Below are 15659 nucleotides of genomic sequence, written 5' to 3' on the forward strand. Positions count from 1 at the left end.
TCCTCATTCATGCTTTTGCAGTCCTATCGCTTGATCATGTCCTTGCATTAAAGGAACTGAATTGGGTATCAAATCTTTTTGAACTTCAAAACCAATGAAAACAAGAACGAAAAAAAATGTACATGCTAACGCAACAGCCAGCACCATCCACTTCAAATTGATTGGTTTTTTTTCTTTTTTCATGGTTGAACACCTTTCTTCACTTTTTAAGTGTCTGTAGTGTATTAGTTGATGTAGTACACTTAATACAATATAGACACCCAGCATAAAAGTCAATCACTTATTAAAAAAAATAAAAAACAGACCCTTAAAAGAAGGATCTGTTCATCATTCATTATCGTAGGAAATCCCTAAAATCATTTGATTTTGCAAGCTCTGAATTTGAACTCGCGCCCTGTCTAAACGTTCTCTTTGCTGGTCATTGGCGACATCTTTTAATTTTTCTAATTCATTGACCGTATTCTCAAGCATGAGCTGTGCTTTTGAAAACTCTTCCTCATTATAATGTTCCTGACGTGAGCTCAAATCAAATTGTTCATTTGCAAACTCAAGGGTTTCCGTACTTTTTTGGATAAATTCATCGATCGACTGCCTTGTTGCCATCTTACATTCCCTCCATTTCATCATCGCTCCCGCCTATTTTGCCCATGTAACGCTTTTTCACTAAAGAAAATGTTGGACAGATTCAATTGTCCTCCTTCGTGATTTTTGTTAAACTTTAAGGATGCCTATTATTATGCAAGGAGGTTACTGACTTGGATCAGCATAACCCTTTTTTATATTCAAACAGCGAAAAACGTTATCACACGTGGAACTACCATTTGCGTGAACACTTTGGTCATAAAGTATTTAAAGTAGCCTTAGACGGCGGCTTTGACTGCCCAAACCGTGATGGTACTGTAGCCCACGGCGGCTGTACATTTTGCAGTGCCGCTGGATCTGGTGATTTTGCAGGAAACCGGGCTGATGATCTCATCACTCAATTTAACGAAATCAAAGACCGGATGCATACAAAATGGAAAGACGGAAAATACATGGCGTATTTCCAGGCGTATACAAACACACATGCACCGCTTCCTGTCCTAAAAGAAAAATATGAAACCGTCATGAATCTGGATGGTGTCGTAGGTCTATCCATTGCAACAAGACCTGACTGTCTGCCGGATGACGTAGTCGAGTATTTAGCCGAATTAAACGAACGCACTTACCTATGGGTAGAGCTTGGTCTTCAAACGGTACACGAACGGACAGCTATGCTCATCAACCGTGCTCATGATTATGAATGCTACGTTGAAGGTGTAGAAAAACTGAGAAAACACGGAATTCGTGTCTGCTCACATATCATCAATGGACTGCCTCTTGAAAACCGGGACATGATGATGGAAACAGCAAAAGCTGTTGCGGATTTAGATGTGCAAGGAATTAAAATTCATTTGCTTCACCTTTTAAAAGGGACTCCAATGGTCAAGCAATATGAAAAAGGAAAGCTTGAGTTTTTAAGCCAGGAGGAATATGTTCAGCTTGTTTGTGATCAACTGGAGATTCTGCCGCCAGAAATGATTATTCACCGTATTACAGGCGACGGCCCAATTGAATTAATGGTTGGTCCAATGTGGAGTGTAAATAAGTGGGAAGTACTCAATGCCATTAATGCTGAGCTCGAAAGACGTAACAGCTACCAAGGGAAACGTTTCGTCAGATTGGAAGAAGCAGCTAAATGATTTTGAAACGCATGCTTCCTTTTAGTAAAGAGCTGTTAGAACGCGCTTGTCAAAAAGGCGACATCGTTATAGATGCAACAATGGGCAACGGCCACGATACACTCTATTTAGCTGACCTTGTAGGAACTGATGGACAAGTGTTTGCATTCGACGTGCAAGAGGAAGCCTTGCAGCAGACAAGCAAAAGACTTGGCGATCAATATCCTTACGTTCACCTCATCCATGATGGACATGAAAAACTGGCGGATCATCTTCCGAAGGATGCTTATGGACAAATAGCCGGTGCAGTGTTTAACCTTGGGTATCTGCCCGGAGGCGATAAAGCCGTCACCACTCAGGCTCATACAACCATTGAAGCCATCAAGCAGCTCCTCGAATGGCTCAAACCCGGAGGTCTGATCGTCCTTGTGATCTACCACGGACATCCCGAAGGAAAAAGAGAAAAAGAAGTGCTTCTCGACTATTGCAGATCACTGCCTCATGAAGAGGTACAAGTTTTATCATATCAATACATGAATATTCAAAACGACCCGCCGTTTGTGGTCGCCATTGAAAAAAAGCTAAAATGATGTGCATTTTAGCTTTTTTTCTTCTTTTCAGCGTGATAGAAAACCTTTGCAGTCTAGGAACGGGCAAGCACCGGAACGGAGCGAATTTGACATTCGTGAGTACCGGCGCGCAGACCTGACACCGAATGCGAGGGTTTGTCTACACGCTGAAGCTCAAATCCTAATGGATTTGAGCTTTTTATGATGATTTCATCCAAGGCATTTTCTGATAGGTCCGATAGGCTCTTCCGTTAATATAGAAAAAGAACGATGTTTTCCCGCTTGATTTGATCAGCCGCTTTGCCAGCTTGTTCATCTCTTTTTGGGCTGTCACTTTTTCATCGGACAAATAGACCGCCAGTAATCCTCTGTTAATCAATTTGTGAAAGTTTTCATGCGGAATACCTTTCAGCTGCTCATCCGCTTTTTCGATAAAATGCTGAAGTCTATCCATCATCTCATGATGAGAATCATAGTATGAGCAAAAATTCAGATCTCCCCCAAGCCGGTCCTCTTCTTGGTCAATTAAATAATCGAGTAAAATGTGCAGACCTTGAATATAAGGGAAATAGCTTTCATAAATTTGCTTCGCCTGCTTTTCTGTAAAATCAGGCTGCAGCGCATACGCCACAAGACAGAATATTCCTAACGTTGATCCCGCACAAGCTGAAAACTCATACCATTCCATCTTCGGCAAATCTTTTTCATATTGGCGAAACCATGACTCTAGCCGTGGTACACGCTCATGAGGAACGACGTGCTTATGTACTTGAAGGTCACTATAGTAATCACACAGCGTGTGTAAATATGGCTGAATGATCGAATAATGCCGAACGCGCGTAAGCACGTCTTGACATGTGCGGACAAGCGCATGTAAATATCCATGATCCTCTTGATCATCACGGAATTGATAGTATGGCTTGAGCTCAGCATGAATATCAAGCGCATCTCTCATCGCTTGATGCAGCATATGAAAATCCTTAGGATCAAGCGACGTGCTGCGGTCACATAGGTTATCTAAGTAGTCACTGATGGTTTGATACGCCACAATGAATTCAATGCACGTTTCTTTCTCATCGCCTGCTAGAAGAGATAAAATGCCTCCGCCTTCACAGTGAAACGTTTTACTCGATATGCTCGCTAGTGCCTGCGTTCTCAGTTCTTCATTTTCAATCATTTCGGCATGAGCCCGCCACTTTTTCAGCTCCTGATGAACAAGCGGAAAAATATCTTTATACACCTTTGTCATCAGTGCAAAAGGACGCTCTGGTACTGACAAATCACTCCACCCCCAACTTAAAGCTCACAATCAAATATATTGATCTGTAAAGGCTCTTGCCGCCTTAAACACATCTTCTCTTTCTGGTTCATTAAAAATTTCGTGATACAGCTCTTCCCATTCACGGTATGATTTATTGGTTGATTCTATGCCATTGAACCATTTAATCACCCTCGTTTTATCGACGATCTTATCATCTCCCGCCTGCATTAAAAGGAGCGGGATCGATTTAAAGACATTTGTCGGCTGCATCGCCGCATCGATATTTTTGATCAGCTCTCGATACCAGCGAACCGACACCTTTGTCACGTAAAGAGAATCATTTGAGTCTGCCTCAATGACCGCCTGATTTCGTGTCGCTAGTTCAATCGACAGACCTGACTCCACTTTAAAAGACGGTGCCAGCACATTTAGACCTTTTGACGCAAAATCCATCAGCTTCTTCGGTTTAAATTGCAGACCTAAACAAGGTGATGATAAAATAAGGCCATTCAACTTCGTATGGGTATACTGCTTCATCCACTCAATTGAAATGAGTCCACCCATACTGTGTCCAAGTAAAAAAGTAGGAAGTCTGAATGATTTCGCATGTTCGATCCATTCATCGACTGTATCAATGTATTCTTGAAACGAACGAATGTGGCCTCGCGCACGTGTCGATGTGCCTTGTCCAGGCAAGTCACCCATGACGACGTGATAGCCTGCATTCCGCCACATTTCAATCAGCCATTTATATCGGCCGTGATATTCACTCGCACCATGTACAATGACAATTGTACCAACTGGTCTTTCAGCATGCCAAGTCCACAAAGTAAACACCTCACAAATGTTGTATTAAGAAAGGAAGTCGAAAAAGTGATTTATCCATATCATCAGTTTACACCTGAGATTCATGAATCGGTCTTTGTCGCAGATAACGCCACCATTACCGGTGATGTCACAATCGGAGAATATTCGAGCGTGTGGTTTCAAACCGTCATCAGAGGCGATGTTGCACCTGTGAGAATTGGAAAGAACGTCAACATTCAAGATTTATCGTGCCTGCATCAAAGTCCTGGAAAAACACTTCTTATTGAAGATGGTGCTACTATTGGACACCAAGTCACATTACATAGCTCAATCATTCGAAAAAATGCCCTCATTGGCATGGGGTCTATTATTCTCGATGGTGCGGAGATTGGCGAAGGCGCCTTTATCGGTGCAGGAAGTCTTGTCCCTCAAGGAAAGGTCATCCCAAAAGGATCACTCGCTTTTGGCCGTCCAGCCAAAGTCGTTCGGCTGTTAACAGATGAAGATATCCAAGACATGGACCGAATCCGCAGAGAATATGTAGAAAAAGGACAATACTATCGTTCCCTTTTATCTCGTTAACATCATACGTGTATCTTCACTTTATCATGTTTTTTTCAGGATATTAAGCAATAACTATGAACCGCTTGTTATTTTACCCTTTTCCACCCCTTTCTATCATGACAAAAAAGGTTTTCAGCACAAAGCTGAAAACCTTTTTTCATTAACTGAAGATGACTTCTTTCGGTTGATGATTCAATTGCTCTGGATCAATACTGCGCTCGACATAAATGCTGTGCCAAATCATAAAGATCAGGACAGTCCAAATCTTACGGCTATGATCTGCTTTACCAGCACAATGTTCATTTAATAAATCAAGCACATACGCTTTGTTAATATATTCGTCAGTTTGACTGTTTTTAATGATGTCTTTCGCCCAAGCGTTCATCTCATTTTTCAGCCAATGACGAATTGGAACAGGGAAGCCCAGCTTCTTGCGGTTTAACACATGGTCAGGCACAATGCCTTCTGCTGCTTTACGCAATAAATATTTCGTTGTGCCATCTTTTGTTTTCAGCTCTTCTGGAATTTTAGAAGCTGCTTCAAATACGACCTTATCAAGGAAAGGAACACGAAGCTCAAGAGAATTCGCCATTGTCATCTTATCTGCTTTCAGTAAGATGTCCCCGCGCATCCACGTATGAATATCAACATATTGCATTTTGTTAATATCACTGTAGCCTGCACTTTCCTCGAAGTATGTCTTCGTCACATCACGATACGTAATGTTCGGATCATACTGCTTTAAGAGGTTTTTCTTTACTGGCTCTTCAAAGATTTTCGCATTACCGATATAACGTTCCTCTAATGGTGTACAGCCGCGGACGATAAAGCTTTTTCCTTTCATTCCTTCTGGCATTAAGCGCGCCAGACGAAGAAGAAGCTTTTTCAGCATAGATGGTACAGATTCAAATGGTTTAAGAGAAAGCGGCTCACGGTAAATATTATATCCACCGAACAGCTCGTCTGCTCCCTCACCAGAAAGAACAACCGTCACTTGTTTCTTTGCTTCCTTTGCCACGAAGTACAATGGAATCGCCGCCGGATCAGCTAAAGGATCATCTAAATGCCAAACAATTTTCGGAAGCTCATTCATATATTCCTCAGGAGAAATCACCGCGCTGAAGTTTTGTAAGCCAAGCTTATCAGCCGTTTCCTTCGCTACATCAACTTCACTAAAGCCATCCTGCTGGAAGCCAACAGAAAACGTCTTCAGCTCAGGATGAAATTCCTTTGCGACAGATACGATGAAAGAAGAATCGATACCACCTGATAGGAATGAACCAACAGGTACATCACTTCTCATATGAATTTTCACAGAATCATAGATTGCATCGCGGACTTCTTCAATCAGCTTTTGTTCTTGTGTTTGCTCAGGCTTGAATTGAACCTTCCAGTAAGTCTTAAATTCAATCTCCTGTCCTGGGCGTAAAGTAAACTGATGACCTGGCTCTACTTTGTGCACCTTTTGATCAAGTGTATTTGGCTCAGGTACGAACTGGAATGACATATATTGCTGTAAGGATGTCTCATCAAATAAAATGTTCTCGTTCACTGCCATCAAGCTTTTGCGTTCAGACGCAAAGTACACTTGCTCATCCATTTGTGTAAAATAAAGCGGTTTGATGCCAAAAGGATCTCTTGCGCCATATAATAATTGCGCTTCTTTATCCCAAATTAAAAATGCAAACATGCCGCGAAGCTTTGAAGCCGCTTCTTCTTTATAATGACGGTATGTGGCAAGAAGTACTTCCGTATCAGAATCTGTGCTGAACGTATAGCCTTTTTTCACAAGCTCTTCCTTCAGCTCCACATAGTTATAAATTTCTCCGTTGAAAATAATCCAATACTTTTCATCTTCATAAGAAAGCGGCTGCTTTCCGTGCTCAACATCTATAATACTTAAACGTCTAAATCCAAATCCTACATGCTCATCATGAAAGTAACCCTCATCATCCGGACCACGATGAACGATGAGACGGTTCATTTGTTTAATTAGCTCTTCCTGTTCAGTAGTTTCGGACAATGGACGGTGATTAAATACACCAACAAACCCACACATATTATTGCCTCCACGTTATGTTATTTCTTAAAAGTAGACCTATAATTAGACAGTATTTTGTCCGATTTTGTTTCACATTTTTTCGCTTTTTGCAGATTTTTTTTTAATCAAAAGGAAAACCGCTTAAAATAAGCGGTTTTTTATGTTGTTATTGTCCCAATGCTTCTTTGCGAAGTGTATCGGCTTTATCCGTTTTTTCCCACGGAAGATCTAAGTCGTGACGGCCGAAATGCCCGTATGCAGCTGTTTGTTTGTAGATCGGACGGCGCAGGTCAAGCATTTTAATAATGCCAGCTGGACGAAGATCAAAGTTTGCACGAACCACTTCAATTAATTTTTCTTCTGAAGCTTTTCCTGTTCCGAATGTATCAATTGAAATCGATACAGGCTGTGCAACCCCAATTGCATAAGCAAGCTGTACTTCACAAGAATCTGCAAGGCCGGCAGCTACGATGTTTTTCGCTACGTAACGTGCAGCGTATGCCGCAGAACGGTCAACCTTCGTTGCATCCTTACCTGAGAAAGCACCGCCGCCATGACGAGCGTATCCGCCATACGTATCAACGATGATTTTACGTCCAGTTAAACCAGCATCCCCTTGAGGTCCACCGATCACGAAACGGCCAGTTGGGTTAATAAAGTATTTTGTCTGTTCATCAATCAGTTCACTTGGAACGACAGGACTGATGACATGCTCTTTTAAGTCACTTTGAATTTGTTCAAGAGTCACTTCTGGTGCATGCTGCGTAGAAATAACCACTGTGTCAATACGAACTGGTTTGTTTTGCTCATCATATTCAACTGTAACTTGTGTTTTTCCGTCTGGACGAAGGTATGCAAGTGTTTCATTCTTGCGTACTTCTGTTAAACGGCGAGATAATTTATGCGCTAGTGAAATTGGCAGCGGCATGAGCTCTTCGGTTTCGTTGTTGGCAAAACCAAACATCAATCCTTGGTCACCTGCACCAATCGCATCAATTTCTTCTTCAGTCATTGTTCCTTCACGTGCTTCAAGCGCTTTGTCTACACCTTGCGCAATATCAGCAGACTGTTCATCAATTGATGTAAGTACCGCACATGTTTCCGCATCAAAACCATATTTCGCACGTGTGTAGCCAATTTCCTTAATTGTGTCACGCACCGTCTTTGGAATATCGACATAAGTAGACGTTGTAATTTCACCGCTTACTAATACGAGACCGGTTGTAACAGAAGTTTCACAGGCAACACGTGCATTTGGATCTTTCTTTAAAATTTCATCCAAAATGCTGTCTGAAATTTGATCACAGATTTTATCCGGATGTCCTTCTGTCACTGATTCTGAAGTAAATAAACGACGATTTTGACTCATAATGGCTATTTCCTCCTGTACAAGACCACATCATCCCAAGATGAGGCCTCCAATATGATACGGAACTCGTTCCCTCTTATATTTGAAAACGTTTATATTAGAGATGTTATTGGCAATTTGTTCATATGATATCCCAAAAATAAAAAAACCATTTCCTTCATTGCGAGGAAAGGGTCTGAGATCGCATGCCTTTCACTCTTATCGCTCAAGGTGTTCTTGTACCTTGCATCAGGTTAGCACCTTGGTTTCTCAGCATTTTCATGCCTTTTTCATAAGAAACCGGTTGCTGGGCTTCATCGGGCCTGTCCCTCCACCAACTCGGGATAAGAGTATCCGTTCAATAAGATATCTTATCTTAAACCCTTGCGTCATGTCAATGCTTCATAAGAATTATCTCCCTCTTTTTTCTCCTCACCATTAGCATCACCAAAAAGCATATTTTCATAGCAGAAATGAAAAAACACACACAAAAATTTTTAAATAGTATAGACTATTATTATTAATGTGTTATACTAATCGAAACAAACAAATTCAACGGTAAAGGAAGGGTTTTTTTATGAACTCAGTGGATTTAAAAGAAGATTTGCAGTCATTGCTCTCATTAGAAAATACGCACCAAAATTTATCTGTTCCGAAACTTGTTGAAAAGATTTTGGCACGTAATGAAGGCGTTTTAACATCAACTGGAGCCGTCCGCGCTACAACTGGAGCCTATACAGGACGTTCGCCTAAAGATAAATTTATCGTCAAAGAAGAAAGCTCTGAACATAAAATCGATTGGGGTCAAGTAAACCAGCCGATCTCCAAAGAAGCATTTGACCGTTTATATACAAAGGTTGTGTCATACTTAAAAGAACGTGATGAACTATTCGTCTTTGAAGGGTTTGCAGGCGCTGATGAAAGATATCGTATGCCGATTACAGTTGTAAACGAATTCGCATGGCACAATCTTTTTGCCAAGCAGCTATTTATCAGACCTGACGGATCAACACCTTCTTCAAACGAAAAACCTTTCACCATCTTATCTGCACCGCACTTTAAAGCAGATCCTGCAACAGATGGCACAAACTCTGAAACGTTTATCATCGTTTCTTTTGAAAAACGCACGATTCTTATCGGTGGAACAGAATATGCAGGAGAAATGAAAAAGTCCATTTTCTCTGTGATGAACTACCTGCTTCCTGAGCAAGACATTTTATCCATGCACTGCTCAGCAAACGTAGGTCAAGAAGGCGATGTGGCCCTATTCTTCGGACTTTCAGGTACGGGGAAAACGACGCTTTCTGCAAGCGCAAGCCGCAAGCTGATCGGAGACGATGAACACGGCTGGTCTGGCACAGGGGTCTTCAATATCGAGGGCGGATGCTATGCGAAATGTGTGAACTTAAGTGAAGAAAAAGAACCGCAGATCTACAAAGCGATCAGCTTCGGATCAGTTCTTGAGAACGTTGTGCTTGATGAAGAAACACGTGAAGCGGATTACGATGATACCTTCTTTACTGAAAATACACGCGCTGCTTACCCAATCGAAATGATTGATAACATCGTGAAACCTAGTATCGCAGGACACCCATCTGCCATTGTCTTCTTAACAGCTGATGCGTTTGGCGTCTTACCTCCAATCAGCCGTTTAACAAAAGAGCAGGCAATGTACCATTTCTTGAGCGGGTACACAAGTAAATTAGCTGGAACTGAGCGCGGTGTCACATCACCAGAAACGACATTCTCTACTTGCTTCGGTTCACCATTCCTTCCGCTTCCAGCTCACGTCTATGCTGAAATGCTTGGCAAAAAGATTGATGAGCACGGTGCAAAAGTATTCCTTGTGAATACAGGCTGGACTGGCGGAGGCTACGGTACAGGCAAACGAATGAATCTCGCTCATACAAGAGCAATGGTGCAGGCAGCAATCGAAGGTGACCTTGACAATGCCGAGATGATTACTGATGACATCTTTGGCTTACACATCCCGCTTCATATTCCTGGTGTACCAGATGAAGTGCTTCAACCTGCTAAAACATGGGATGACCAAGAGGCTTATCAAGAAAAAGCACACTTCCTTGCCAATGAATTTAAAAAGAACTTCCAAAAATTCAGCCACGCGGCAAGTGACATTGAAGCCAAAGGCGGACCACTCGTATAACCAAATGAAAAAAGCTGAGGAAATTCAATCCCTCAGCTTTTTTAGTTGGTTGAATGCAATGACACAAGACGGTACGTCACCTTCGTGACATTGTCTGTCAGCTCCAGCTTTTCAACATGTGCTGTCCCAGTTTTTTCTCCGTCTTTCGTTTTGCGCACCTCAAGTGGAATATTTAATGGATAAATGCGGTATCCATCCTTCATGAGTTCAAATACATTTTCTTCAATTCTTGTCTCTTTTCCCTTTGTGACAATCATTGTATTAAATTCAACAGGCATTCCCATAATGAAAATCCCCCTACTTTCTATATTTCGTTATACTGCTTATTTTACCACATTTCCGCTTTTTCGGCTGTGCATCCATGTGGTCAGTCTTCTCACAATTTCTCGATTATGCTGCGGCGGGAAGTAGTGATTGTATCCGTGGAAATACCATGTCTCCACGGACTTTCCGTGCTGGCGCAGCGCATCTTCTAACAAATACGCATGCTCAATCGATACATTTTGATCTTCTTCTCCGTGGATGATGAGGACAGGTGCTTCAATTTTATCCACATCATTTAAAGGGGTTCTGTTCTCATATGCCTCTGGCACCTTATGCGGCGGTCCGCCAATCACACGCTTCATCATCCGTCTCATATCCACCCGCTCTTCATAAGTCAGTTTCATGTCACTGACGCCTCCCCATGTGACAAAGGAAGCCGCCTCTTGTTTCATTTCAACAGCGGTCCAAATGCCCATAATACCGCCTCGCGAAAAACCAAAGATATGAATGCGATCCTTCTTCACTTTTTTGTGCTGTTTTAACAGCTGAAAGGCAGCGAACGCATCTTTTCGATCTTCTCCGGCAAAATCTTCGTTCCCTTCGCCTCCTTGGTTTCCTCGGTAAAAGGGAGCAAAGACGACAAAACCCTGCGCGGCAAATTGCACAATCCGGCCTGGTCTGACCATCCCCACATTTTTAATGCCGCCTCGTAAATACAAAAAGCCGTCGTAGAAACCTTCTCCGGCCGGTTCAGCGAGCAGCCCTTTCATCCGAAGTCCATCTGCCTCATAGGTCACTGTATATAAGTGAATATGCGGATGGGGCGACGGAAACCTTCTTTTTTCCACAATCACTCGATTTCTCTCCTTTTCATCTTTGATTACGTCCATTGCTTCAGCATCGCTTCTGCGACAAGCTGGCCTGATTTTGTCACCATCGGCGTGCCGCCGCCTGGATGACTTGTTCCTCCAACAAACCAAAGTCCTTCAATATCTTTTGACTGATTATTGATGCGAAAAAACGCCTGTTTGAACGAGTTTGAAGACATGCCATAAATGGCTCCACGATATGCCCCCGTTTTCTGCTGCAGATCGAGCGGGGTTTGAACCGCTTCATATTCAATAAGCTCATCCAAATCAAAAAGACCTTTTTCCATTAATTTGTTTTTTACATGCTGACGATATGTCTCCTTTAGCATGTCCCAATCTTGCTCTTTTGTCACATAAGGTGCATTGGCCAGTACAAACAGGTTGCTTCTTCCCGGTCCTCCGCTTAAAGCTGGTTCTGAATGGCCTGAATAGCATATGTAAAGTGTCGGGTCTTGAGGCATTTGTTTTTTCTGGAAAATATCCTTGAATTCTTGCTCATAATCCTCAGGGAAAAACACATTGTGATGGACCAGCTGTTCATAGACTTTAGGTACCCCTAATAAGAGAACAAAGCCCGACAACGACGGTTCAATGCCAGACAGTTTTTGATTTAAAAAACGAGGACGGTCTTTTTCATCTATGAGATGACGGTATACAGTCAGCGCATCTGCTCCTGCAATGACTTGATCTGCCTCATACATCTGCTGATCCGTCTCCACTCCTTTGATGCGCCGATCCTTCACATGAATCTTGTTCACTTGTTCATTGAGGTAAATCTGAACGCCTAATTCTTTTGCCAGCGTCTCAAATGCCTCAACTAAACGATATGTACCGCCCTGTATTCCATAAATCCCTTTCTCTCCTTCTAAATACGCCATCATATTAAAAATAGCCGGCGCCTCGTAGGGAGAAGAGCCAATATAAGTGGCATACCGTCCAAACATCGCCAATGTATGGGGATGACGGAAATATTGACGCAGCAGGCGCTGAACCGATGTGAATGGTTTGACAGCAAGAAGTGCTTTCATCAGCTTTACATCCGCCTTATCCTTCCAGCTCAATAACAAACGATTTAAAAACTGCTCCTCTGCCTTTTGAAAAAGCGTCTTTGATTCCTGTAAAAATGCGCGGTATTGCTTCGCATCTTCAGGACTGAATGCAGCAATTTGTGATTCCATTTGCTCAATATTCGGCGTAAACTCGACCGTATGTCCATCTGGAAAAATATTTTTGGTCAGCGGAGAAATCGGATAAAAGGTCACATAATCCTCCATCCGTCTATGACAGGATGTAAACACTTCTTCAAAATAGGCCTTCATTGTAATGGTGCTCGGTCCTAAATCAAAAGAGTAGCCTGCCTCGTGATGGCGCTGCAATTTCCCCCCTAAAGCCGCTTCTTTTTCTAAAATGGTGACCTGAACCCCGTGTGACTGTAGACGGATCGCGGCTGATAATCCGCCAAGTCCACCGCCGATGATGATCACTTTTTTCATTCGTACCTTCTCCCTTTCCATTCATACCCTTCTTTTTTCAGACCGATTTTCATAGAAGCAAAGCCAATGGCGATCAGGCTTAAAATACTGACCGGCAATAAAAAAGCCATCGCAGATGTCCGCCCATTTTCAGTATCTATTGCCGCTTTAATCGATACACCCAGCCCATAGCAAAGAATGGCTAAGCATATGCTCAAAACATTCAGCTGAAACAATGCGATCATGAAACAAATGACAGGAACCAAATAAAGGAGGGTGTATAAACAAAAGACACTGCTTAATAAAGCAATGCTTCGATTCACACCTGGGAATAAATTTTTCCGGTAACCTTCCCAAACCTCTTGTCCACTTTCATACATTCTCATATACACAAATGGATGAATGCTTGCAAGTGTGAACGGAAAGCCTTTTTCCTTCACCCGTCTAGCCAAGGCCATATCATCAACGAGTGAATCCTTGATCGCTTCATGCCCGCCAATGTCGTGATAACAATTCTTTTCAATGGCAATAAAACCGCCATGTGCTGCGGCAAAAGCGGGGTTCTTAGATTTTCTTACCCATTTCACTGGCAGATGACAGCCAATGGTAAACATCATCATAGGAACGACAAGATGCTCAAAAAATGTACCTGTTTTTTGTTCTGGAAAACCTGACAGCATGCCCGTTTTTTGCATACATAACTGCTTGTATACTGATTCAACTGCCCCTCTTTTTAACCGGACATCCGCATCTAAAAATAGCAGCCAGTCAGAAACTGCTGCCTCAGCGAGCTGAGAGCAGGCATATGATTTACCAAGCCAGCCCCGCTTTAATGGCTGACCTGACTGGACACGGATCCACGGGTATTTTTCTGCGAACCGCTCCACCATCGCTCTTGTCTGATCTGTCGAATGGTCATCAAGGATGATGAGCTCTTTCGGGTAAAGACGTTGATCAACGATCGACTGAAGACAGGCTTCTATTCGTTTTTCCTCATTTCTCGCTGGAATCAGAATTGATAATGAAATAAGTTCATCAGGCGAAATGGATGCTGGCTTTAAAACAGGAAGCTGCTTCATATTCCATATGGTGAAAATAAACTGACAGAGCAAGAGTACACTGATTACGGTTAAGAAGACCGCCATGTTTTCACCCACTTTTTAAAGGAATCAAACGCATCACTTGTTGACTGACTTGTCCTCGTCATCTGTCTAAATTCTTGATTAGTTGTAAAATCAGGATCTGCGATGACCTGTGCTTGATGAGCGTTTAACTGCGTTTCAAGCAGATCTCTAAGCAGATGCGTCACGTCCTTGCTTCGAAGTTCTCCGCCAGATACTAAGGTATCTTCACCAAACAAAGCAGATACTGTCGGCTTTTGAAATTGATTAAATGTATAAAGCAAGGTCACAGGCTTCACGACAACTTGCTCAAATTGTCTCACTAAAAATGAAGCCCCGCCCTCCAATTCAAGCGGCCGCATATCCTGATGCATGATTTTCCCCTGTGGAAAAAGCCATACAGCCCCGCCAGCCTGCATGTTCTCTTTTGCCGTCATTAATGCTTGCTTCACACTTTTCAGAGGCTTTTTCTGAACCGGAAAGGCACCAAGCTTTCGGAAAAAGGCATATTGCTTCAGCTGTTTCTCTTCCATCATCATATAGTGATCGAGTTCGGACGCTTTTTCTGTTAAAAGAAAGATGATCAGTCCATCCCACCATGAGCTATGATTGGCGATATAAAGAACAGGCAGCTTCTCGTTTGGGTCCACAGTGCCTTTCATCATCACAGAGCGGAAATGTTTATGAAGTAAATACCGCTCAAGATAAAAAGAAAATATACGTCTAAACGATCGGCTTTTGTCGCTTTCTTTCAAATTGAACCCTTCCTTCACACAAAATAACAATGATCAGTGCTAAATAAAAAATGACATCGAGCCCGCCCTTTAATGCCAGCACACCAAAAAAGAACACCATTGCCTGATAAATACGGCTCGTCCAGCTCAGAGCCTTTTGATCAATCTGAACAAGCGGGAAGAGAAAGGAAAGTCCTGCTCCAATCATACCCCAGCTCACAAAATTCTCAAAAGGAATACCATAAAAACCACCGCCGTCATACCACACCCAAAATTTCCGTTCAGCCGCTACTGGGTCTAATATGAGGTCAAGCAAGACAATCCATATCCCCGTTTCGACAGCTCGTTTCCATTTCGACTGCTGATTGGCTAAAAAAAGGCTGTTTAAAAACACACCAACCCATGCAAAAGCAATGGTTAAAGGCACCCCTGCCACTAGAAAACCTAACGTCGGATAATAGTCATAGGCCCCGAAAGGAAAACCGGTTGTGATCCCTATCCATTCAACCGTAAATGTCAGCACCCCGACAATAGCTGCCCTTTTGATCACAAACCCCCATGAACCATAAATATTTCGCCCAATTTCTATCACACAGCAGGCATACAGCACAAGGAAAATGCCATTTGCAAACTGAAGCCATGCTGGCACTTCAAAAGAGACCATTAATATGAGTCCTACTAAATACCATCCAAGAAATACCCAACTCACTCTATACACGAAACCGCCCCTTTGTTTCTGCCAAAT

The 15659-nt window shown here is 42.5% G+C and carries 16 protein-coding genes and 1 riboswitch; of the genes, 4 read left to right on the plus strand and 12 right to left on the minus strand.

Features of this window, described 5'->3' with window-relative positions:
* Window positions 1-3: 3 nt before the first annotated feature.
* A complete protein-coding gene (locus NSQ76_RS14660) occupies window positions 4-183 on the minus strand; it encodes a hypothetical protein (protein WP_024424901.1) in 180 nt (59 codons plus the stop codon).
* A 144-nt stretch (window positions 184-327) separates the two neighbouring features.
* Window positions 328-603, minus strand: a complete 276-nt coding sequence (locus tag NSQ76_RS14665; RefSeq protein ID WP_024424902.1) for a YtzC family protein — start codon at window positions 601-603, stop codon at window positions 328-330.
* 152 nt (window positions 604-755) lie between these two features.
* Here NSQ76_RS14665 and NSQ76_RS14670 point away from each other — a divergent pair, with 152 nt between their 5' ends.
* Both NSQ76_RS14670 and NSQ76_RS14675 read left to right on the plus strand, forming a co-directional pair.
* Window positions 756-1721, plus strand: coding sequence for a TIGR01212 family radical SAM protein (locus tag NSQ76_RS14670; protein WP_017358356.1), 966 nt, complete (start codon window positions 756-758; stop codon window positions 1719-1721).
* A complete protein-coding gene (locus NSQ76_RS14675; protein WP_024424904.1) occupies window positions 1718-2290 on the plus strand; it encodes a tRNA (mnm(5)s(2)U34)-methyltransferase in 573 nt (190 codons plus the stop codon). The genes NSQ76_RS14670 and NSQ76_RS14675 overlap by 4 nt, the downstream gene beginning before the upstream one ends.
* A 178-nt stretch (window positions 2291-2468) precedes the next feature.
* Here NSQ76_RS14675 and NSQ76_RS14680 read toward each other — a convergent pair whose 3' ends face one another.
* Together NSQ76_RS14680 and NSQ76_RS14685 are read right to left on the minus strand one after the other, a co-directional pair.
* Window positions 2469-3548: a tetraprenyl-beta-curcumene synthase family protein gene (locus NSQ76_RS14680; protein ID WP_341054543.1), complete on the minus strand. Its 1080-nt coding sequence runs from the start codon at window positions 3546-3548 to the stop codon at window positions 2469-2471.
* Window positions 3549-3578: 30 nt separating this feature from the next.
* Entirely contained in the window at window positions 3579-4358 is a 780-nt protein-coding gene (locus tag NSQ76_RS14685) for an alpha/beta hydrolase (RefSeq protein ID WP_024424906.1), read from the minus strand.
* A 45-nt stretch (window positions 4359-4403) separates the two neighbouring features.
* On the opposite strand from NSQ76_RS14685, the gene NSQ76_RS14690 reads away from it, so the two are divergent.
* Entirely contained in the window at window positions 4404-4919 is a 516-nt protein-coding gene (locus NSQ76_RS14690) for a gamma carbonic anhydrase (protein ID WP_024426216.1), read from the plus strand.
* Window positions 4920-5061: 142 nt separating this feature from the next.
* Here NSQ76_RS14690 and asnB read toward each other — a convergent pair whose 3' ends face one another.
* Both asnB and metK read right to left on the minus strand, forming a co-directional pair.
* Window positions 5062-6960 (minus strand): asparagine synthase (glutamine-hydrolyzing), encoded by a 1899-nt coding sequence (gene asnB / locus NSQ76_RS14695; RefSeq protein WP_024426217.1) that lies wholly within the window; start codon window positions 6958-6960, stop codon window positions 5062-5064.
* Window positions 6961-7108: 148 nt separating this feature from the next.
* Entirely contained in the window at window positions 7109-8311 is a 1203-nt protein-coding gene (gene metK / locus NSQ76_RS14700) for a methionine adenosyltransferase (protein ID WP_024424909.1), read from the minus strand.
* A gap of 195 nt (window positions 8312-8506) precedes the next feature.
* A riboswitch (SAM riboswitch) is annotated at window positions 8507-8641 on the minus strand.
* Between the two features lie 226 nt (window positions 8642-8867).
* On the opposite strand from metK, the gene pckA reads away from it, so the two are divergent.
* The gene (gene pckA, locus NSQ76_RS14705; protein WP_024424910.1) at window positions 8868-10454 is read left to right on the plus strand and encodes a phosphoenolpyruvate carboxykinase (ATP); all 1587 of its coding nucleotides are present in this window, start codon (window positions 8868-8870) and stop codon (window positions 10452-10454) included.
* 41 nt (window positions 10455-10495) lie between these two features.
* On the opposite strand, the gene NSQ76_RS14710 is transcribed toward pckA, so the two are convergent.
* Genes NSQ76_RS14710 through NSQ76_RS14735 form a run of 6 tightly spaced genes read right to left on the minus strand, consistent with a single transcriptional unit; the run spans window position 10496 to window position 15632 of the window.
* A complete protein-coding gene (locus NSQ76_RS14710; protein ID WP_025092385.1) occupies window positions 10496-10738 on the minus strand; it encodes a DUF2584 domain-containing protein in 243 nt (80 codons plus the stop codon).
* A gap of 39 nt (window positions 10739-10777) precedes the next feature.
* Window positions 10778-11572 carry an alpha/beta hydrolase family protein gene (locus tag NSQ76_RS14715; protein ID WP_041107366.1) on the minus strand — a complete coding sequence of 265 codons (795 nt, stop codon included), beginning with the start codon at window positions 11570-11572 and terminating at the stop codon, window positions 10778-10780.
* 26 nt (window positions 11573-11598) lie between these two features.
* The gene (locus NSQ76_RS14720; RefSeq protein ID WP_341054549.1) at window positions 11599-13080 is read right to left on the minus strand and encodes a phytoene desaturase family protein; all 1482 of its coding nucleotides are present in this window, start codon (window positions 13078-13080) and stop codon (window positions 11599-11601) included.
* Complete coding sequence (locus tag NSQ76_RS14725; RefSeq protein ID WP_341054552.1) at window positions 13077-14204, minus strand: glycosyltransferase; 1128 nt, start codon at window positions 14202-14204, stop codon at window positions 13077-13079. The genes NSQ76_RS14720 and NSQ76_RS14725 overlap by 4 nt, the downstream gene beginning before the upstream one ends.
* A complete protein-coding gene (locus NSQ76_RS14730) occupies window positions 14189-14935 on the minus strand; it encodes a lysophospholipid acyltransferase family protein (protein ID WP_341054555.1) in 747 nt (248 codons plus the stop codon). Before NSQ76_RS14730 ends, NSQ76_RS14725 begins: the two co-directional genes overlap by 16 nt.
* Complete coding sequence (locus NSQ76_RS14735; protein ID WP_024424916.1) at window positions 14904-15632, minus strand: carotenoid biosynthesis protein; 729 nt, start codon at window positions 15630-15632, stop codon at window positions 14904-14906. The genes NSQ76_RS14730 and NSQ76_RS14735 overlap by 32 nt, the downstream gene beginning before the upstream one ends.
* Window positions 15633-15659: the final 27 nt, after the last annotated feature.

It is taken from the genome of Bacillus sp. FSL M8-0256 (genome assembly GCF_038005765.1).
Taxonomy (GTDB): Bacteria; Bacillota; Bacilli; order Bacillales; family Bacillaceae; genus Bacillus; species Bacillus safensis.

Bases quoted from the DNA above. Each gene is read 5' to 3' on its own strand.
- NSQ76_RS14710 (WP_025092385.1), bottom strand. From the start codon at position 10,738: ATGGGAATGCCTGTTGAATTTAATACAATGATTGTCACAAAGGGAAAA.
- NSQ76_RS14725 (WP_341054552.1), bottom strand. From the start codon at position 14,204: ATGGCGGTCTTCTTAACCGTAATCAGTGTACTCTTGCTCTGTCAGTTT.
- metK (WP_024424909.1), bottom strand. From the start codon at position 8,311: ATGAGTCAAAATCGTCGTTTATTTACTTCAGAATCAGTGACAGAAGGA.
- asnB (WP_024426217.1), bottom strand. From the start codon at position 6,960: ATGTGTGGGTTTGTTGGTGTATTTAATCACCGTCCATTGTCCGAAACT.
- NSQ76_RS14660 (WP_024424901.1), bottom strand. From the start codon at position 183: ATGAAAAAAGAAAAAAAACCAATCAATTTGAAGTGGATGGTGCTGGCT.
- pckA (WP_024424910.1), top strand. From the start codon at position 8,868: ATGAACTCAGTGGATTTAAAAGAAGATTTGCAGTCATTGCTCTCATTA.
- NSQ76_RS14675 (WP_024424904.1), top strand. From the start codon at position 1,718: ATGATTTTGAAACGCATGCTTCCTTTTAGTAAAGAGCTGTTAGAACGC.
- NSQ76_RS14665 (WP_024424902.1), bottom strand. From the start codon at position 603: ATGGCAACAAGGCAGTCGATCGATGAATTTATCCAAAAAAGTACGGAA.
- NSQ76_RS14720 (WP_341054549.1), bottom strand. From the start codon at position 13,080: ATGAAAAAAGTGATCATCATCGGCGGTGGACTTGGCGGATTATCAGCC.